Annotated in this window: 20 protein-coding genes; 9 read left to right on the top strand and 11 right to left on the bottom strand. The window is 46.6% G+C overall.

What is annotated here, in order from left to right; translation table 11 throughout:
* Nucleotides 1-17: 17 nt before the first annotated feature.
* A complete protein-coding gene (locus tag AMJAP_RS10805) occupies nucleotides 18-635 on the bottom strand; it encodes a glutathione S-transferase N-terminal domain-containing protein (protein ID WP_019620557.1) in 618 nt (205 codons plus the stop codon).
* A 17-nt stretch (nucleotides 636-652) separates the two neighbouring features.
* The gene (locus tag AMJAP_RS10800; protein ID WP_019620558.1) at nucleotides 653-1,420 is read right to left on the bottom strand and encodes a hypothetical protein; all 768 of its coding nucleotides are present in this window, start codon (nucleotides 1,418-1,420) and stop codon (nucleotides 653-655) included.
* A 326-nt stretch (nucleotides 1,421-1,746) separates the two neighbouring features.
* On the opposite strand from AMJAP_RS10800, the gene AMJAP_RS10795 reads away from it, so the two are divergent.
* Together AMJAP_RS10795 and AMJAP_RS10790 are read left to right on the top strand one after the other, a co-directional pair.
* Nucleotides 1,747-2,352 carry a DUF924 family protein gene (locus AMJAP_RS10795; RefSeq protein ID WP_019620559.1) on the top strand — a complete coding sequence of 202 codons (606 nt, stop codon included), beginning with the start codon at nucleotides 1,747-1,749 and terminating at the stop codon, nucleotides 2,350-2,352.
* 68 nt (nucleotides 2,353-2,420) lie between these two features.
* A complete protein-coding gene (locus AMJAP_RS10790) occupies nucleotides 2,421-3,377 on the top strand; it encodes a GGDEF domain-containing protein (protein WP_019620560.1) in 957 nt (318 codons plus the stop codon).
* 120 nt (nucleotides 3,378-3,497) lie between these two features.
* Here the strand turns inward: AMJAP_RS10790 and AMJAP_RS10785 are convergent, their stop codons facing one another.
* The gene (locus AMJAP_RS10785; RefSeq protein WP_083935239.1) at nucleotides 3,498-4,919 is read right to left on the bottom strand and encodes an FGGY family carbohydrate kinase; all 1,422 of its coding nucleotides are present in this window, start codon (nucleotides 4,917-4,919) and stop codon (nucleotides 3,498-3,500) included.
* 127 nt (nucleotides 4,920-5,046) lie between these two features.
* Here AMJAP_RS10785 and AMJAP_RS10780 point away from each other — a divergent pair, with 127 nt between their 5' ends.
* Nucleotides 5,047-6,942 (top strand): tRNA(Met) cytidine acetyltransferase TmcA, encoded by a 1,896-nt coding sequence (locus AMJAP_RS10780; protein WP_019620562.1) that lies wholly within the window; start codon nucleotides 5,047-5,049, stop codon nucleotides 6,940-6,942.
* Here the strand turns inward: AMJAP_RS10780 and AMJAP_RS10775 are convergent.
* Nucleotides 6,939-7,766 (bottom strand): MOSC domain-containing protein, encoded by an 828-nt coding sequence (locus AMJAP_RS10775; protein WP_019620563.1) that lies wholly within the window; start codon nucleotides 7,764-7,766, stop codon nucleotides 6,939-6,941. The two genes, AMJAP_RS10780 and AMJAP_RS10775, sit on opposite strands and share 4 nt — an antisense overlap.
* A 148-nt stretch (nucleotides 7,767-7,914) precedes the next feature.
* On the opposite strand from AMJAP_RS10775, the gene AMJAP_RS10770 reads away from it, so the two are divergent.
* On the top strand, nucleotides 7,915-8,130 hold the full coding sequence (locus AMJAP_RS10770; RefSeq protein WP_019620564.1) for a DUF3820 family protein: 216 nt from the start codon (nucleotides 7,915-7,917) through the stop codon (nucleotides 8,128-8,130).
* 13 nt (nucleotides 8,131-8,143) lie between these two features.
* On the opposite strand, the gene AMJAP_RS10765 is transcribed toward AMJAP_RS10770, so the two are convergent.
* Nucleotides 8,144-8,938, bottom strand: coding sequence for a glutathione S-transferase family protein (locus tag AMJAP_RS10765; RefSeq protein ID WP_201356372.1), 795 nt, complete (start codon nucleotides 8,936-8,938; stop codon nucleotides 8,144-8,146).
* Nucleotides 8,939-9,018: 80 nt separating this feature from the next.
* Here AMJAP_RS10765 and AMJAP_RS10760 point away from each other — a divergent pair, with 80 nt between their 5' ends.
* From AMJAP_RS10760 to ybaK, 4 genes are all read left to right on the top strand, one after another.
* On the top strand, nucleotides 9,019-9,897 hold the full coding sequence (locus tag AMJAP_RS10760) for a LysR family transcriptional regulator (protein ID WP_019620566.1): 879 nt from the start codon (nucleotides 9,019-9,021) through the stop codon (nucleotides 9,895-9,897).
* Nucleotides 9,898-9,962: 65 nt separating this feature from the next.
* A complete protein-coding gene (locus tag AMJAP_RS10755; RefSeq protein ID WP_019620567.1) occupies nucleotides 9,963-10,502 on the top strand; it encodes a BPSL1445 family SYLF domain-containing lipoprotein in 540 nt (179 codons plus the stop codon).
* A 10-nt stretch (nucleotides 10,503-10,512) separates the two neighbouring features.
* Nucleotides 10,513-11,043 (top strand): hypothetical protein, encoded by a 531-nt coding sequence (locus AMJAP_RS10750; RefSeq protein WP_051088386.1) that lies wholly within the window; start codon nucleotides 10,513-10,515, stop codon nucleotides 11,041-11,043.
* Between the two features lie 26 nt (nucleotides 11,044-11,069).
* The gene (gene ybaK / locus AMJAP_RS10745; RefSeq protein WP_019620568.1) at nucleotides 11,070-11,552 is read left to right on the top strand and encodes a Cys-tRNA(Pro) deacylase; all 483 of its coding nucleotides are present in this window, start codon (nucleotides 11,070-11,072) and stop codon (nucleotides 11,550-11,552) included.
* A 75-nt stretch (nucleotides 11,553-11,627) separates the two neighbouring features.
* Here the strand turns inward: ybaK and AMJAP_RS10740 are convergent, their stop codons facing one another.
* The 5 genes from AMJAP_RS10740 to AMJAP_RS10720 form a co-directional block, all read right to left on the bottom strand.
* Nucleotides 11,628-13,001: a sigma 54-interacting transcriptional regulator gene (locus AMJAP_RS10740; RefSeq protein WP_019620569.1), complete on the bottom strand. Its 1,374-nt coding sequence runs from the start codon at nucleotides 12,999-13,001 to the stop codon at nucleotides 11,628-11,630.
* A 2-nt stretch (nucleotides 13,002-13,003) separates the two neighbouring features.
* Nucleotides 13,004-13,531: a hypothetical protein gene (locus AMJAP_RS10735; RefSeq protein ID WP_019620570.1), complete on the bottom strand. Its 528-nt coding sequence runs from the start codon at nucleotides 13,529-13,531 to the stop codon at nucleotides 13,004-13,006.
* A complete protein-coding gene (locus AMJAP_RS10730) occupies nucleotides 13,524-14,975 on the bottom strand; it encodes a sensor histidine kinase (RefSeq protein WP_156815106.1) in 1,452 nt (483 codons plus the stop codon). Before AMJAP_RS10730 ends, AMJAP_RS10735 begins: the two co-directional genes overlap by 8 nt.
* Nucleotides 14,976-14,981: 6 nt before the next feature.
* Nucleotides 14,982-15,362 (bottom strand): hypothetical protein, encoded by a 381-nt coding sequence (locus AMJAP_RS10725; RefSeq protein ID WP_019620572.1) that lies wholly within the window; start codon nucleotides 15,360-15,362, stop codon nucleotides 14,982-14,984.
* Nucleotides 15,363-15,577: 215 nt separating this feature from the next.
* The gene (locus AMJAP_RS10720; protein WP_019620573.1) at nucleotides 15,578-16,462 is read right to left on the bottom strand and encodes a fumarylacetoacetate hydrolase family protein; all 885 of its coding nucleotides are present in this window, start codon (nucleotides 16,460-16,462) and stop codon (nucleotides 15,578-15,580) included.
* Between the two features lie 138 nt (nucleotides 16,463-16,600).
* Here AMJAP_RS10720 and AMJAP_RS10715 point away from each other — a divergent pair, with 138 nt between their 5' ends.
* Complete coding sequence (locus tag AMJAP_RS10715) at nucleotides 16,601-17,752, top strand: hypothetical protein (protein ID WP_156815107.1); 1,152 nt, start codon at nucleotides 16,601-16,603, stop codon at nucleotides 17,750-17,752.
* Between the two features lie 52 nt (nucleotides 17,753-17,804).
* Here AMJAP_RS10715 and AMJAP_RS10710 read toward each other — a convergent pair whose 3' ends face one another.
* Complete coding sequence (locus AMJAP_RS10710; protein ID WP_019620575.1) at nucleotides 17,805-18,506, bottom strand: DnaJ domain-containing protein; 702 nt, start codon at nucleotides 18,504-18,506, stop codon at nucleotides 17,805-17,807.
* Nucleotides 18,507-18,515 lie beyond the last annotated feature (9 nt).

The raw sequence follows: 18,515 nt of genomic DNA, 5'->3' as shown, positions 1-18,515 counted from the left end.
CGGCGAAAACTGTTACACTATGGAACAGCCATGCCTCGTTGAACAAATTCGATGTGATTCATTCTTTCCATCCAGGCCAGTACATGGGGAAAGTCTTCAGGGTTAATACTTTGCCATTCAAAACGTTTAGTCCAAGGGTAGATAGCAAAATCAGCAATACTCAGTTCCCGGTCAATAATAAATGTATGATCGGTTAATTGCTTATCTAGTACTCCCCAAAGCCGCTGGGTTTCATCATTGTAACGTTTAATCGCGTAAGGATTTTTTTCTTTTGCAAAACGGTTAAAGTGGTGCAACTGACCCAGCATAGGACCAAAGCCCCCCATTTGCCACATAAGCCACTGCAGGCACTCTAATCGTTTTAATGGATGGGTCGGGATGAAGTCTCCAGTCTTTTCGGCTAGATAGAGCAGAATAGCGCCACTTTCAAAAAGCTTAACGGTTTCTCCATCAGGGCCTTCATCATCGATAATGGCAGGAATTTTGTTATTAGGACTGATAGCGAGGAAGTCAGCGTCGTACTGGTCACCATCTTGAATGTCGATTGGATATACCCGATAGGGTAAGCCTGTTGCTTCGAGCATGATAGAAATCTTCCGTCCATTGGGTGTCCCCCAGGTATAGAGATCAATCATTGTTTTTCCTACTATCTTTATTGCTTGTTGAAATGATTGTAGATGTTGATAAGTTCGTCCTGTGTAAAGGAAACGATAATCAACTCCTGTCCGGGATTAATCAAGTTGGGATTGTGGCCCAGAACCCCTTTAGCGTAGTTGTAGACGTATGTATCTTTAACTTTCTCGTCCAGAATAGATCCCAGAAAAGAACTGGTGCTGTTGGCCATTCGTTCGTCAGCAACTTGTGGGATATCGGTGCTAATTTGTCTGTTTTCCAGTTGAATGCCCCGGGCAAAAGTATCGATTAGCCCGCTTTGAATAATTCCCCAAAGGCCTTGCTTGTCGGCATCACTGACACCGTGAATATAAAACAGAGTATCAGCAGCCGTGTCTGGGTTATTGAGTAGTTCCTGGAGTTTAATCTGATCTGCTTGGGGAAGTTGGCCGACAGATAACATTTTCTTTTGAGGTTGACTGGGGCTTCCTATCTGTTCCAGTTGAACGCCAAAGGTTGTTGCATTACCTGACTCGATTGCTTCAGTACCGGCGGTAGTGGTGGCCTTTCCTGCAGGAAGTTGAAGGAGCTGATCCCGGGTGACAAAATTGTTTGCCTGACCTATCTCAATTATCTGTTCAGGCTTTGAGGTTAGGTTATCAATATGCCGCTCTGCAGCCATACGCGATAATTCATCGGGCTGCTGTTTTGGCGTTCCCACGGGGGCGGCTGATTGCGGTTGTTGCAACAGCAGATAAGCTCCCAGTCCTCCAATGATTAATAACACCACAATAAGAATGCTTCGCATTTTTTCTCCATTGAAAGTCACAATCAGACTATCCGTTAATACATAAAGAGTGGTTTGTTTTCGTATAGTTCAGACTAGAACAGATCTGTTTTATATAAAAGCTAAATTGATTTAGAAAATTAAGTAAGTTTACGGTGTCTTCGTTACTCTTAAAAATACGTTTTTCTATTTTCCGCAGAAAACAGATTAAACATATCAATGTTTATATGGGTAATGTGTATTGGTTAATTCTGTTAAATTTGGAATTTGCTTTCTGCATAGCAGGGCTTCTCCTCTATACTGTTATTTGAGACGTACGAACTGAGTAGTTTCATCGAGGGAAAAGTATGACCGAGCAGATTGAAGAGGTTCTGCAGTTTTGGTTTGGTGAGCTTAAACAGGGATTTCCAGTGACAAACCGTAAGAAACTCTGGTGGTTTGGCGATGAGAAAATGGACCGGTTGATTGAAGAGCTATTTGGTCATCAGGTTAGAATGGCTATTTGGGGGCAGCTGGATGACTGGTCAGGTCAGCCTCGAGGTCGTTTAGCGCTGATTCTTTTATTAGATCAGTTTACTCGTAGTATTTATCGGGGTGCGGTAGACGCTTTTGCCGGTGACCAGAGAGCGGAACAGCTTTGCAGGGAAGGTATTAGCAACGGTCATGATACCGCCTTGGAAGCCAGTGAAAGGTTGTTTTTTTATATGCCGCTGGAGCACGCCGAAGAGATGAGCGCCCAAAACCTATGTGTTGCTCAGTTAGAAGGGATGCTTTGCGCTACGCCTCGAGAACAGAGGCACCATATAGATAATGCGCTTGATTTTGCCAATGAACACCGGGATCTTATCGCTCGCTTTGGCCGTTTCCCGCATCGCAATGAAATTCTTAGTCGCTCTTCCACACCTGAAGAACTCGCTTACCTGAATCAGCCGCATAAGCGGTATGGTCAATAGAGGTTTGCATCGGCTTAGAAAAAAGTATTTACTAAATGAAAACCTGGTCGCCATAAAGGAACATAAGTGTGATAGAAAACAGACAAACGAGCCCTCAGAGTCAACTTCAAACGATCTCAATTTGTGTGGTGTCGGTGCTGGTGTTTATCGTTTTGTTTTTTGGTGTGCGGTCCTATGAAGAACGGGTTGCTGTTCAGGCGATTCGGCTCGCAATTGAACATCGTGTAGATGAGGTCAATTATGAATTGGCGGGAGAAGCGAGAGATATTGAAACGCTCTGGCAGGCGTATGGACCGCAACAAGAGTTGACGGAAGAAGAGTTCTACAGCCTTGCGGATCCAATTGTGCAAAGCCATCATACATTTTTACCGCTGCTTATCGCGTTGATGGGGGGGGGATTAGCGTTTGTGATGCTCGGTATGTGGCTGAATATGTCGGGACGAACACGTACTTATCATAAAGTTATTAAATCGAAAGAACTGGAGTTACAACAGAGCCAGGAAAAGCTGGCTTCTCTTGTTGTCAGTGATGATTTGACAGGGCTGGCAAATGATCGTCATTTTAGCCAGATGTTGAATACGGAGTGTCGTCGGGCGGTGCGAGAATTTAGCCCATTAACGCTGATGTTGATTAATGCCGACAAAATAGAGGGAGCAGAAGACAGCTCTGCTCGTCAGAAACTGTGTCAGATCGCGACTATTCTCGAAAGTGCAATATCACGGCCAGGTGATCTGGCTGCGCGAATTGGTGATCACCGTTTTGCATTGTTATTACCCGCTACAAATGAGCAATCTCCAGTGTTAGCTGAACGACTCTGTCAGGAAGTTCGTGAAGCCCACACTGAAGGGGAAGCACTGAGTATCAGTATTGGCACCTGTACCATGCAGCCATCGGTTCAGCTGACAGCGGAAAATATCTTAGCGAGTGTAGAGGTGGCGTTGAATGATGCGGTTGCCAATGGTGGCGATCAGGTTCGTGCCAGGACTGAAGATCCTCGCGATATCCCCGTAACATTTTCCAATTAATTTATTGTTCTTTTAAGTATCTGAACCTGATGGGATGGTTTAAGCCACCCCATCAGGGGGAATTTTCAAGCGTTTAGCGTACCTGTCCGGGATTGCGCTTACCCATTTCCAATAGATCGGTTAGTCATCTAGTTTTGCAAGGTGTTCGCGGAATACTTCAAGCCATTTTTTATAACGCTCTTCGAGTGGGATATTTTCTCTAGGTGAGAATTGCGTTTCAGGTTTGAACTCTCTGTGGCTATTCGGCATAGCGTGCCAGGCAGCTCCCAGAGAGGAGAGTTCATGTTGTTCATAGCGTAATACTGAAATACCACTTAAATCTGCTATTCCCTGACAAATATAGTCTAGTTGACTCACACCTCCGCCGATGATTATCTGCTTGGCTTTAGGCAGGGCGGACATCGCCACAATATTGTTGCAGATAAGGAATATTATGCTCTCCATCACCGCGACCATTCGAGCTTTGGGGTCTTCACTGTCATTGAGCCAGCAGGATCGATCTAAGGCATTCCAGTAAGGGGAACCCACTCCTCCCACCATATTCATGAACAGAGGAGGATCAGGGAACTGAGCGGGCCACTCATCCAGATTTTGAGACTCGGGCCGGCAGATATTCAAGGCCCACTCTAAGGCGTTTGCCACACCGTTAACGGTGCCCTCAGCACTGAACAGGGGCTGCTTGCCTGATAATACAAGACTGTGAAGCAGTTTCTCCTGCGGGTGAAGCCCTCGCTCGGTTAAGACGCGATTGAGAGAGCCTCCGATGCCCAGGTTTATATGCAGGTTTTCTTGCGAGGGAGGGCCAAATGCAAACAGGGCAGCCGCTTGACCACCACTGACAAAATCGAGGGGTAATTCACATCCCGGTAGTCGTAATGTTCCGAAATGAAAAGTGCTCGGACAGATCGTGGGGAGAAGTGAGTCAGGCAGCTCGAACAGATTAAGAAGTTCCGGGTGCCAGTTTTTTTCATTGATTGAGTAAAGCATGGTGCGTGACGCATTCACGCCGTCGACCAGATCTGGTTGTTCGTGTACTAGCTGCTTTATGAGCCAGGCGGCAATAGGTCCGCCTCTGACGCGATGTTTCGCGGTAGTAAAAGACAGATGGTCTAAACACCAGCGTAGTTTCGAAGCGGCCAGGTGGGCATTCGGGTAAAGGCCTGTTAATTGCCGGATCATCGATGCCAGAGGCATTATCTCGTCAATATAATGACTACCACGCCGATCTTGCCAGCTGATGACGGGTGTCAGAGCTGAACCGCTATCAGCATCCCAGCAGAGCATGCTGGACTGTTGAGTGATTAGGGCAGCGTTTCTAAGACGAGCTCTGTCTTCCCGTTTCAGGGTGCTGATCGCTTCGAGAGCCGCCCGTTTAAGAGAGATAAGAATTTGTTCAGGTTGCTGTTCTGCCCGGTTGGGCTGTGTCAGCTGGGTCTTAATTCTAACCTGCCCCTGGCTATGACAGTGACCAAATCGATCAAAGATCATTGCCCGACTGCTATGGCTTCCCTGGTCCATGACCAAACATAAGTCAGAGTGCATGTGTTATACCTTGTATTTTATATACATAGTAGACGATTTCGCAGTGATCCTGTTTTCATTCTATTTCCTTATACCCTGACTGGCAGAATGTGTAAAATTCACACTAGGTGAGATTAAGGATAGAACAGTGAGCGGTTTTGAATCGGTTAAGAGTAACATTGAGTCATTACTGAAAACTAATCAGGGGCGTGACCACCGACTGCTGATAGTGATTAGTGGTAGTCGCGAATGGTGTCAGAGATGCATTCCCCAGCAGCAAAGTAGCCTGTCCCGGTGGGCATGGATTGGCGACCCGGCTGTTGGCATACAGCCCCCTTCAATTGTTCGACCGGTGAGCGCAAAACAAGCTCATCAGTTACTCGGACAGGAAAGTGATTGTGTTTTGTTTGACGGCTGGAGTGGCTTCAACCCCAATGGCTTTGGTCAAGTGGTCGGAACGTTGGTTGCTGGGGGAGCCTTTATCCTGGTAACGCCACTGCCTGAGGTATGGGAACGTTTTTCTGACCCTGAATATCAGCATATCGCGGTAGAGCCTTATACCGAAAAAGATGTGGGTCGCTGTTTTATTCGTCACCTGATAAATACTATAGCGGCCGATGATCAGCTAATGCATTTTTCTGAGAATAGCCTACTACCAGAAATATCTGACTTCGCCAGCCTACTGGCTACCCACAGAGTAAAGCAGGTGTCTGTGGACTTGCCATTCAAAAGCGCTGATCAGGCATTGGCGGTTAATAATGCCTTAACAGTTATGGCTCGGGCGAGAGCTGTCAGGGTTGTTACGGCAGACCGGGGGCGGGGGAAAAGTGCTGCATTGGGTATTATCGCCGCCCGGTTGATGACCGGTGGTCCTGTCGAAATTGTATTAACCGCACCCTCCCGCAGTGCGGTTCAGTCAGCCTTTGCGATGATTGAAATGCTATTACCAGTGGATCAGCTTATCCGTGATCGAGATAGCTGGATGATCGGTCAGAGTCGTTTACGTTTTATTCTACCGGATTTGTTGATTCAACAGAGACCGGCCGCAGACCTGTTGCTGGTCGATGAAGCTGCTGCTATTCCTGCCCCGGTTCTGTTAAACATGCTGGACTATCAACGAGTGATCTTTGCTTCTACTCTGCATGGCTATGAAGGAACGGGGCAGGGGTTTGCGGTTCGGTTTCTGCCTCTACTGGATAAAAAAGTTCCTGAATGGGAGCTGCTGCGCATGGAACAGCCGGTACGCTGGGCTGAGAATGATCCGCTGGAGAGATTCTCTTACAAGGCCTTGTTGCTTGATGCTGAGCCAGTGAAGCTCTCAACTGATCAGCAGGACCTGGCTGTTGGGCATGAAAGCTTGAGTTTCAGGCGGCTGGATTCAAGTCAGCTAGTCGGCAATACGCCGCTCTTGAAACAACTTTTTGGTTTACTGATTCTGGCGCACTACCGCACAACACCAGGTGATCTGCGTATTTTACTGGACAGCCCTAATGTGCAGGTCTGGGCGGGATTTATCGTCACAAACGGTGAAGAACAGCTTATCGCAACAGCCTTGCTCGCTACTGAAGGGCCCATAGCACCTGAGCTGGCTGAGGCAATTCTCAGTGGCACCCGGCGTCCCAAGGGGCAGCTTATCCCTCAGACGCTGCTGGCTCATAGTCAGATACCTGAAGCTGCCGCCTGTCGTGGTTTGAGGGTGATGCGTATTGCAGTACATCCAGCGTTGCAACAGCGGGGAATTGGTACGGCGCTGTTTAAGGCGATCGAGCAGGGTGTACCTGATATCGATTGGCTGGGAACCAGTTTCGGCGCTACACCAACGTTATGTGACTTCTGGCAGAGCCTGGGCTTACGATTACAACGATTAGGGTTTAACCGCGACAAGGTGAGTGGTACCCATGCCGCCATAATGTTGAAAGGGGTGACTGAGGCTGGTTGTGAGCTGCAGCAGAAAGGGACATGTAGAGCACAACAACAGTGGCAGCAGGATCCGGCTATACAGGCTGTTGCGGCCGCTGAATTGGCAGATGTTTTTATATTCTAGGTTGTTGGATATCGCTCAGGCTCACAAACTTCCAATACCTCTACGGCGTCACCTCGAGAGATGATGCCGTGGTTAAGGGCGATAAGATTCTGCCCGAAATGCGCCTCGCCATCGCGTCCTTTACGATATTTTTTCAGAATGCTTAAGGGTTCTCGATCAGGGTTACGCTTAAGCGTATCTGGATCGGTGGTTGTCAGTATGCAGCGTCCGCAAGGTTTGGCAATTATAAACTCAACAGTGCCGATTCTAATTCGCTTCCAGCTATCTTCAGCATAGGGAAGCGTATTTTCCACCACCAGATTAGGACGCATCTGCTCCATCACAACCGTACTTTTACAACGTTGATTCAAATCAGACAGAGAGGCTTGTGAGATAAGCAGAAGGGGATAACCATCGGCAAAAGCAACTTGCTTTTCAGGGTTTTCTGCTACTGAGCGGCTAGACTGAGAGTCAAAAAAATACAGTTTACAAGGTCGTTGCAATAGACGGCTAAACCATTGTTCTGCGGCTTTACCACAATAAGCTGCGTTGATCTGGTCCTTCCAGACAGTGATATTGTCGTAGTGTTTCTCTATCGACGTATATTTGAGTGTTAATGGCTCGGACTCTGGCGCAGACATAATGAGGCTATCATGAAGCAGAGAGGCCTTTATGCTCAGTAGTTGAGGCTGGGTGCGTGCTGTTAAGAATTTGCCATTGCTATCGCAAACCACAAACTGCCGGTCAAAAGCCAGCCCTGTATCGGCCACGGCGCAACGACTCAGATGTAACGGCGCGGTGGACTTGATAGGATAGACCGCGAGTTGTGAAAGGCGTGGTTGCATTCTGAGTTCTCTCATCCCTGGATGATGGTATCGTTTGGCGGAGCCCCGCGCCGATAAATAGTAAATGCATTTCTACTGTCCCTCAATAGGTTGCGTGTTTCTTGTATACTCAGGGCATTAATAAATCATAAGTTTAATTGAGGCTGTAATGGAAATTACCCCCCAGAGGTTGCAGAAATTGGCGAATATGCAGATGCCATTTGGTAAGTATAAGGGGCGAATATTAGTGGATCTTCCAGAGCCTTATGTGCTCTGGTTTGCTAATAAGGGCTTCCCTGAAGGGGAGTTAGGGGTTTTATTAAAAATACTCTATGAGGTGAAACTCAACGGCCTGGAGGATGTCCTCAGACCGTTGCGGCGTTAGCGATATCCAGGGGTTAGCTTGCCAGATGATGCCTTATTATGGGTAAGGCTTGTCTTCCGAGTGTTAATAACTCTGCGTTGGTCTCTGCTGAAAAATCGGCGTCAACGGCAGCCTGATACGACTCTCTGGCTGACAGAGTCGCATACCATTGTTTTACTCGCGGAGCGCTTTCAAAAAATAGCTCCCAGCCAAACTGTTTCAGCGTCTGAAAGTAGGGGGCCATAGCGCAGTCAGCCAGAGATATATCATCACCTGCCAGCCAGTTATGATTTTGAAGTGCCCGCTCCATTTTTTCTATTGTTGTCGCGTAGGTTTTTACCGCATCTATTACGTCAGGGGCGTTTAGCCCCATTTCCAGTAAGCGCCTCTGTCTTTCCCTGCGAGGCTTTTCGACTACTCTGTTGATCAGTGCTTGTTGCTCTTCTGGTGATTTTTCAAGTAATGCGGGGCGCATGATCAAAGGCCACTGAAGAGCTCCACAGGATGGGTGTAACTTAATATCAATATGCTTCATCCAGAGTCTCATGGCGGCAATCTCATGAGGGTCCTGACTACGAAGGGATATTGCAGGGTAACTATCTTCCAGGTATTCGCATATTAAAGATGATTCAATAACAGGTTTATCGTTTTCAACCAGTGTGGGAACAACCCCCAGAGGATTTAGTTCCAGATACCAGGGTTGTAGGTTCTCTTTCTGTTGCAGGTTGATCGGATGAGGTTGCCAGGATAACTGTTTCTCAGCCAACACTATCCTGACTTTTTGAGCGCAGGGAGACATAGGGTGGGTATACAAGGTAATCATGCTCATTCACCGTGATCTTATGGTTATTATTTAAGTCTTATATCAGTGTATGTCTGCATTGGTGCAGATAAAACATGGAAATATGCATGTTTATAATGCAAAATTGCAGCATGAACTGGAATGATCTCAAATACTTTATCGCGCTATATCGTTACGGCTCACTTAGCCAGGCGGGAAGTTCGCTTAAGGTAAACAGTACAACCGTTGCACGACGAATCCGGCAGTTAGAGCAGGATCTTGGCAGTACGTTGTTTATTCGCCAACATAACCGTTTTCTTCCAACCGATGAGGCTGACGCTATTCTGGCTTTAGCTGAGACATTCGAAGAGCAGGCTGCCAATATTGCGCAGCGACTTGATAGCCGTAATCAGTCGCTTCAGGGTGTCATCAGGATTACTTCGGTCAGTACTTTTATTAATGGGTACCTTCTACTCAGATTGTCTGAATTCAAAGCCTTGTACCCGGGGATTCAAGTAGAGCTAATTGCTGATTCGCAACAGCTTAGCCTGACCCGGAGAGAGGCTGATCTGGCGATTCGTATGGGGCGTCCGCAGTCAGGTAACCTGGTAATTAGTAAGCTGACCGACCTGAATTATGCGGTGTTTGGTAAAAAAGGAGATGTTGTACAGTCTGATTTAGAGAGTTATCCCTGGGTCACGCTGGAGGAATCGTATAGTCAGCTTCCGGAAGCTGTCTGGCAGCAGAGCCATTATGGTAGTGCTGACGTTGCTTTAAGCGTTAATGTTGGTCTCGGCTCTGTAGAAGCGGTGACTCAAGGCATAGGGTTAGCCTATCTGCCCTGTTTTCTTGGACGGAAGTATCAATTAGAGCAGCTCAGTAGTAGTTCACCTACACGTCAACTATGGTTGCTTCAGCACCCCGAACTCAGAGAATTGCAAAGACTCAGAGTGTTTACTGACTGGCTTCGTGAATGTCTCAGTGAAGACTATGGATTGTTTCTTTGATGAGATTGCTGTCTGAGTATTCGTAGCCCATACTTTTTAATACGATTAAGCTTGGAATACGACAGATGAGAATTTTAACTACGCTGTTTCTATTATCGCTAATTATCTGCTTTCCTGATTACTCGCAAGCGGCTTCTGCACAAGAGATTAATGCTAAAGTTAATCAGGCTCTGAAGGAGTTTTATCGACATAGCCCTGCAGGAAAAGAACTGGCTCAAAAAGCCGCAGCAGTCTTAGTGTTTCCTGAGGTTATAAAAGCGGGTATTGGTATTGGTGGGGAATATGGTGAAGGTGCGTTACGTGAAGGCGGGAAAACAACGGCGTACTATAATGTTGCATCGGCCTCAATTGGGTTTCAGTTAGGGGCCCAGTTGAAATCTGAAGTACTGTTGTTTATGAATAAGGAAGCTTTTCAAAAATTTCGCAGCAGCGATGGCTGGGAAGCTGGGGTCGATGGTAGTGTGGCGATTGCAACGCTAGGGGCTGGTGGTGAAATCGACTCTAATACAATACAGCAGCCGATCATTGGATTTATCTTTTCTAATAAAGGCCTGATGTACAATCTCAGTATTGAAGGCTCCAAAATTACCCGTATTAATCGTTAAGGATATGTCTATGAGAAGCAGAATACTGTGTTGTTTGTTAGCAACCAGTTTAATGACTGTGCCGGTAACGGTATTGGCAAAGAAGCCTGATGGGGCGGGAAAGGCTAACGCCCATAGTCAAAAGGAACATCATGAGGGCTCGGCAGGCAAACATCAGTCTACATCAGAGGATTCAGAACGAAGTGACAAAGCTCGCCGCTTTAATGATGAAGAGCAGCGTAGGGTTCGTGAACATTATCTCGGTGATCAAAGTGATCATCGGGGTAAGGGGAAGAAAAAAGAGAAGAGAATCCCTCCTGGCTTGCAAAAAAAACTGGAACGGGGAGGAGAGTTGCCACCAGGGTGGCAGAACAAAGTTGCTGTCGGTGAAGTGCTAGATAGCGACCTGTATAGCCGGTCTGAACCTTTGCCAGATGAGCTTGAATCAGTGCTTGGCAGGGTAGCCGGAGAGGAGCACCGAAGGATCGGCCATAAGGTAATTAAAGTGCTTGAAGGGGATGCTACGGTGATCGATGTTATTGATATCCTGGACGGCATGTAGAGCAGCATAAATGAGTAGCTGAGAAGATGACACCGGCAATAAATTTGGCAAAAAAAGAGGGCATACGTTTCAATACTCATGAGTATACTCATGATTCAGATAGTAGCTCTTATGGAGAAGAGGCTGCGATCGCTCTTAATATAAATCCTCAACAGGTTTATAAAACGCTGCTGGTGGCGGTAAATGGGGATAATCGACAGCTAGCGGTTGCGATAGTCCCTGTTGCGGGCCAGTTAAATCTTAAAGCAGCCGCTTCAGCGCTGAAAGCCAAGAAGTTAACCATGGCTGATCCTCAACAAGCTCAGCGTAGCACGGGATATCTGGTTGGAGGTATTAGCCCATTAGGACAGAAAAAACGATTACCAACGCTATTGGATGATACGGCGGAGTCATTCGAAACCATCTTTGTGAGTGCGGGAAGGAGGGGGCTCGAGATTGAACTGCAGCCAGCTGATCTGCTGCGGTTAACCGGAGGTCGGTTGGTAGGTATCGCGTCGTCTAAAGTGTGAACTAACTGAATAATAAAAAAGCCTGTCACTATATGATAGTGGCAGGCTTTTTTCGTTTAAGAGAGGATGGCTCAACTAGCCAGCCTTTTTCTGTTCGATAAACTCAGTCGCCTTACGCCCTGGTTTAAATTGAGAAGCTTCCAGGCTGTGCTTATTTAGCAGCTTATAAAAGTCGGTACGGTTTCGCTGTGCAATTTTTGCCGCCTGCGTCACGTTTCCGGCGGTGATATGCATCACCTTGGTCAGATAGCTTCTTTCAAAGCTTGCCCGTGCTTCGTTAAAGGAGGGGATAACCCGGTCCTGATTAGCAATAGCCTGGTTAACCAAACCTTCGCTAATAATCGGTGCACCAGATAGAGCAACCGTTTGCTCTACCACGTTCTCCAGCTGTCTGACATTACCAGGCCATGCAGCCTGAGCCAGAATGTGCAATGCACCGGGAGAAATACCTTTTACTTTAGGGTTATGCCGCTGCGCTGACTGTTCAACAAAGTAACGAGCCAGTAGAGGGATATCCTCCGGTCGGTCACGTAGCGGTGGCAGATCAAGGTTTACTACGTTCAGGCGGTAATACAGATCTTCACGGAATTCACCATCTTCCATCGCCAGCTCAAGATTTCGATGAGTGGCTGAAATAACCCGGACATCAATTTCAATAGACCGGGTGGAGCCGACTGGACGGATGATGCGTTCCTGAATGGCCCGCAACAGCTTTACCTGCAATGAGGTGGGCATATCACCGATCTCATCAAGAAACAGGGTGCCTCCCTGAGCTGATTGGAACAGGCCTTCATGTTGGGTTACAGCTCCCGTAAATGCGCCTTTAGCATGACCAAAAAGTTCAGACTCAAGTAGTTGTTCCGGCAGGGCTCCACAGTTGATCGCAACAAACGCTTCATTCTTACGATCACTGGCATTGTGGATCGCTTTAGCCATTAACTCTTTACCCGTACCACTCGGGCCAGTGATAAGAACACTGACATTCGATTTGGCAACCCGTTCAGCCTGGTTAAGGCGTTCGTTCATCAGAGGGCTTTGTGTAACGATGGCGCTGCGCCAGCTTTCATCAGGTGAGTGAGCCGACTCAAGTGCAGAATTGATAGTGCTGAGTAACTGTTCTTTATCGATAGGTTTAGTCAGGAAACCGAAAATACCTTTCTGAGTGGCTTCCACGGCATCTGGGATAGAACCGTGGGCTGTAATGATGACGACGGGAAGCGCAGGGTGGTCCTCCTGAATGGCCGAAAACAGAGCCATGCCATCCATACCATCCATTCGCAGATCACTCAGGACCAGGTCAGGCAGTTCAGTTTTGATTCGGTTCAGCGCTTCAACACCTGAGTTGGCTGTGTCAATTCGAAAGCCAGATGCACTCAGTCGCAGGCTGAGTACTTTTAAGATACCCGGGTCGTCATCTACTATCAGGATGAGTGGTTGAGTAGACTTCATAATTACTTCTCCTCTCCGTCTTTCTGGCGAGACAGATCTTTCTCAATTCGGGTCAATGCATCAATTTGTTGCTTCAGAGTATCGCGTTCTACAGATAGCTCTTTACGTTCAAGATCAGCGGTGTTTAAGGCGCGCTGTAAGGTTAATACGGCCTGTGTATATTGGTAACGAACTAATAGGTAATGTTCCGCATCACATTCGGGGTTCTTTTCGAGCTCGAGTTGTTCGAATAATTCAATTGATCTCTTTAACTGTGCTGTTGTGTTGTCCGGTTGGCTCAACAGAATAGCTCGAATAGCTGTCTGATGATTATCTTTAGCCTGTGTTAATAACTTAGATTTTCCAGTTGGCTTTGCTTGCTGATACTTTTGCTCGAGCATAAGCCACTCTTCAATGCTACCCACGGAGCAGGAAAATACGTTATCTGTTTTAGGCTCTGAAGTTGCAGCAGGTAACGTGGGGAGTAACTGCTGAAACTGGCAGCCACTGATAACTATAACTGTAAATACGGCTAACAGCGCTTTACTCATCTGTAGCTTGTCCTTGTTGTGGAAGGCTGATCATAAAACTGACATATCCATCTTGATTATTGTGAAGTTCCAAATTACCGCCCATCGCTCTTATTGCTTCACGGGCAATACTTAAGCCAATACCTGAGCCTTTAACAGATCCCTGTCGCTTGTTAACGCCTTGATAGAATGGATCGAAAAGCTTACCCAGGTCGGCCTCAGGTATTTCGGGGCCGGTGTTACCAATCTCTATTGTCAGATTATTATCGTCACTCATCAAGGATATATTAAGCGCACCATTCTCACTTCCATATACTGAAGCGTTAGAGATCAGGTTACTTAACGCTCGTTGCAGTAAGCCTTTATCGACGGCCCATGGGCTATCCTGTGTTGGGAGCTTAACTTTAATCTGCTTTTGTCGTAATAACAGCTGATGAGACGCCAGTGATTCATTAATGACAGGCAGTATGGGCTGGCTTTGCATCTCATGCTCTCCTCCATGCTGCAGTCTGTTGTAATCAAGTAACTGTTCTATCAGAGATTGCAGGGAGAAACTGTTTTCCTGCATCAGATTGATAATATCTTTCTGGTTCTCTGTCAGGGGACCGGCGAGCCCTTCTGCGAGCAAGTCAGTACCTTCTCTCAGTGTAGTCAGAGGGGTTTTTAATTCATGGGACATATGCCTTAAAAAGGCCTGCTTTTCTTGTTCCAGAAGCTGTAGGTGGGTCTCCAGCCATTCGAGTTGCTGATTAAGTGCCAGAAATTCTTTGGGCCCATTAAAGGGCTCAGACATGTCGAGCTGGCCGTGACCTAATGCTTTTATTCTAAGCATTAGCTGTTTGACTGGTTGGGTGATTCTGATGCTGAAAAACAGAATGAGAATGGTCGACAGTGTGATCAATAATCCAGCTTGTAGCCAGAGTAAGTTCTGTTGTTCTTCTGCTTTTGCGTTGAGGTATTCTAATCGTTGATCAAGTTTTTTCCGGGTATCATCATAGAGCGTCTGGGTCAAAGGAACTAAAGCGCTGACCGTTTCAGTGGAAGAGCTCCCCAGTGGCAGTTCTTCCAAATCATTGATCAGTATAAAAATCGTTTCTATATTGCCGGAATCTATCAGGAAGCTGTGGAGTTGTAATAACTCTTTATATTCGGATAACTGGCCACGGAATCTATCTTCTATCTCTGGTTTTTTGAGCACGTCAAACTGCCTGGCAGATCTTACAAGATCACCAGATAGCTCTCTAAGGTGCTGGCTCCGGCTGAAGAAATCCAGGGCTTCTTTTGCGTGCTCACGACCCTGGCGAGATAGAGTCACCATAGAGTCTGTTGCCTGATAGATCAGGATGCCTAGTGGTGCGACGACTAAGAAAAAAGCTAGCACCACCAGCTGCATAAGTGATCGGGTTTGTAATGAAGAAACCCTGACAGTATTCAAATTATTAATAGAGCGATGGTCCTTCAGCAATAAAAATTAAATAATCCTGAGAGCAGTTAATGTAAGGATGTTTCTCAGCCCTTTAACTTCCTCTTGTAACGGCTGTATCTCTTTACGATTCAGTACTCCGTCATTATTGATGTCCAGCTTATGAAAGCTATTCGCCAGTGTTGGGTGGCGGCGCATCTCTGTTAATGAGACCTCTTCATCACGGTTTTTATCCAAAGATTCAAACATTGAAAGGTAGTGAGTTCTCTGGGTGACACTTTTTTCCTTAGGCAGTTCTGAACGGATGTGTTCTATGACTTCGGTATTGGTCAGTGGTTCCAGCTTTGTCGGTTCAAATGTGCTCTCTGTATCGGCTTGAGCCAGTGAAGCGGTAAAGGTCATCGCCAATAATACAAATGCCACACGCATGTCTATCTCCCGGTAAGTGCTTAGTTACCGTCTAGATAGCAATAATTAGGCCTGTAACTAAAATTATCTTTTAAAACAATTGATTAGGCCGTTTTTCTATTGCGCATGACTAGATGTAGTATGGACTATCTTTGCGTTTTTGTCTCTTAAGTGCGACTATAAAATAGCTAAAGTCAATATTTTCTTTTAAATCAACTAGTTATGGAGTTATAAATTTACGACATAGGGTTCGGGCTAATGAAACTATTGTGTTCGGGTTCCTGTTCTATTGGGTTGCTGAGTTGGCCTATTCCTTCAATCTCAATTGTGACCCGGTCACCGGGCTTCATATAGCCCCGAGGTTTCATTTTTACGCCAACGCCACTACAGGTTCCCGTTGCAATGACATCTCCCGGCTTCAGGGTGCAGACTGCAGAAAGCGTTGCGACCAGCTGATAGCAGTTGAAAATAAGGTGGCGAGTATTTGAGTGTTGTCGTAGTTCGTTGTTCACCCAGGTTTTCAGGTCCAGATTATGAGGGTCGAGACTATCAGCGGTGACGATCCAGGGCCCCATTGGACCATGGCTGTCAAAGGACTTTCCCAGAGTCCAGGTCGGTGATTTAACTTGCCAGTCCCTGACGGATACATCATTGACGATAGTGAAACCAGCAATGGCACGTGGTGCATCTTCTACACTTATATTGCGGCAGTATTGTCCGATCACTAATGCCAATTCGCCCTCATAATCCAGTTTGTCTGATATATGTGGTCGGTAAACTGGTGCGTCCGGGTGTGCAATACAACTGGATTGTTTGTTAAATAACGTTGGGAACTCAGGTTCTTTTAGCCCTGTTTCCGCGATGTGATCGGCATAATTCAACCCGACCCCAATAAATTTTTCAGGTTGGGGAATAGGGGCAAGTAGCTGTACTTCTTGCAGGCTAATGGAGTCGCTAGTGTGCTGTGTTAAATTTTCCAGAGCGGGTTTTAGTTGAGAATACTGGCTGAGTAGTGTGGGCATAGAGCCACAGAAAATGGAATCTGGTATTGGAAAAACTCTATCTGAATCTACCACACCCAATTGTTCATTTTCTGAATGTATATATCGAGCCAGTTTCATCAGTGTTTTCCTATTTTGTTCATTTTGCCTACTGTAGCAAATTCAGCGTTCAGACGTCAGGATCTCTTTGATATACCTCCGTTGAAGGGTATGCTAACGCCTGACTTTAGTTTGTTTATTATTGAGTTACGGATAGTTATGAGCCGATCGCTTTCACTTACTGCTGCATTATTAGTACTGCTGATACTGGGCGGTTGCGCCACAGGAAATATGCGCAGTTTTCCTACAGCGATCCCAGTGAAATCACTCTCGGGTGTTATTGCTGAGAAAGATGGAACACTGTGGTTCAGGCCTTGTAATGACCGTCTCTGGTGGCCGGTACAAGACTATACAGAGGAACAGGAACTCGCGGGATATTACCGACAGTTTATTCTGGACAGCAAAGCGGAACTGTATTTTGAATTACAGGGAGCCGTGGATCCTGAACAGGAAAACAGTCTCTTGGTGAAACAGTTGGATACGATCGGTGGTACGGCTGCAACTTGTAATTTTCAATTGAGGGATGTCGAGTTTCGGGCCGCCAGCAGTTCACCCTACTGGGTTGCTGATATCGGTACAAAGATGACCGCGGTTAAAAGTGTTAACCCCGCGGGAAGCTATCATTTTTTCACCTTGGAAGAATCGACAGATGATCCATTAGTGGCGCATGTTTACCGAGAGAAAACGAAGGTTGCACAACCTCTGCAGATAAAAATTCTATCTGAAAGGTGTGTCGATCCGGAAAATGGTACGGTGCTGCCTTTTAGTGCTGAGATGAAGTTTTTTGGTAATATCTATAAAGGGTGCGCGCGTAAGGGACACCCCAGTAGTGAGTTTCTGAGTGGTTTTTACTGGCATCAGCCTCAAGATAAACCCCAGATCTTGTTTAAGCTTTCACCGAATAAACGAGTACAGCTGGTGACAAGGGATTCAGCGGGTCATGCTGTAACAGAAAGGGGAACCTGGCAATCGCTTGAGTCGGGGAAGCTGATCTTCAGTATGCTCGATTCAAACGAAAAGGAATACTTGATGCTATTTCGTTGGGAGGGGGCGGGGCGATTAATATTGCAGGCGGGGTCTGAACATTATACATCGGCGGGGGCTGCGTTCCGGCTTTGGCGTCCGTCGGGCCTGAGCGGCGGGACGCTGCTTGAAGATCAGGTTGTTAAGGTTCAGGAGTCTTCTACCAGAGAGCCTGCAGTAACGGAATCTGCCGCTACGGTTATAGATAAAGCAGAATTATTCAGCGAAACCGTACTACCGGCAAATATAGATGATGAATTGCTGAATGAAATTATCGTAACTGATTAAAATGTTATAGGAAAACCAGTCATCTTATATCCTTGTATTCTTTGAACGCTAATTAATCTTTTAATAGCAGGTCTTTAGCCTGATTTATCTCGGCTGCCAGATAATCACTACCGCCTCGGTCGGGGTGAAGTTTCTGCATTAATCGACGATGGGCCTCAATTATTTCATCCTTAGTTGCGTCAGCCTCAAGCCCCAAAATCTGGAAGGCTTTGTCTCTATCGGAGAGTTCCGATTCAGGGCCTGTCTTATCATCCATCCGCCAACTATCGCCAAAACGCTTATCCAGGTAGGTTTCCAATAGTCGTGCTGATTGAGGGTCTTTCTGACGGCAAAAATTAAGTAATTCAAGAAACTCAGTTTCACTCAGACTGCCCAGTTGTCGCCCCTGAAGTGGGCCTTCCAGTACATCTCCATCTAAGGAGCCACTGTCATGGTCTAAGTTCATTTTTAAAATGCGGCTATTAACCTCGGATTGGTTGCCGTTGGATTGTTTGTTCGCCTGGTAATGCCGGAACAGCTTCCCGGCAAAGGGAAGCAGGGGCAGCAGGCGGCGTGCAAAGGGCAGCAGCATGGCTACCAAAGCACCGACCCAGTGTAGTTTCCCAGTAACGGTCAGGTAAAAGATAGCGGCGAATAAAACGCCGAGCAGAAGCATCAGATTGGCTTTACGTTGTTGAGCTGCAGGCTTGGTTTTCAACCAAAGGAACCAACTTAGTAAAAGTAAGCAAAGCAGGATGAGGGCGATAGGGTTCAATATGGGGTC

This window comes from Amphritea japonica ATCC BAA-1530 (assembly GCF_016592435.1).
GTDB lineage: Bacteria > Pseudomonadota > Gammaproteobacteria > Pseudomonadales > Balneatricaceae > Amphritea > Amphritea japonica.
This window is presented reverse-complemented; position numbering and strand designations above follow the sequence as displayed.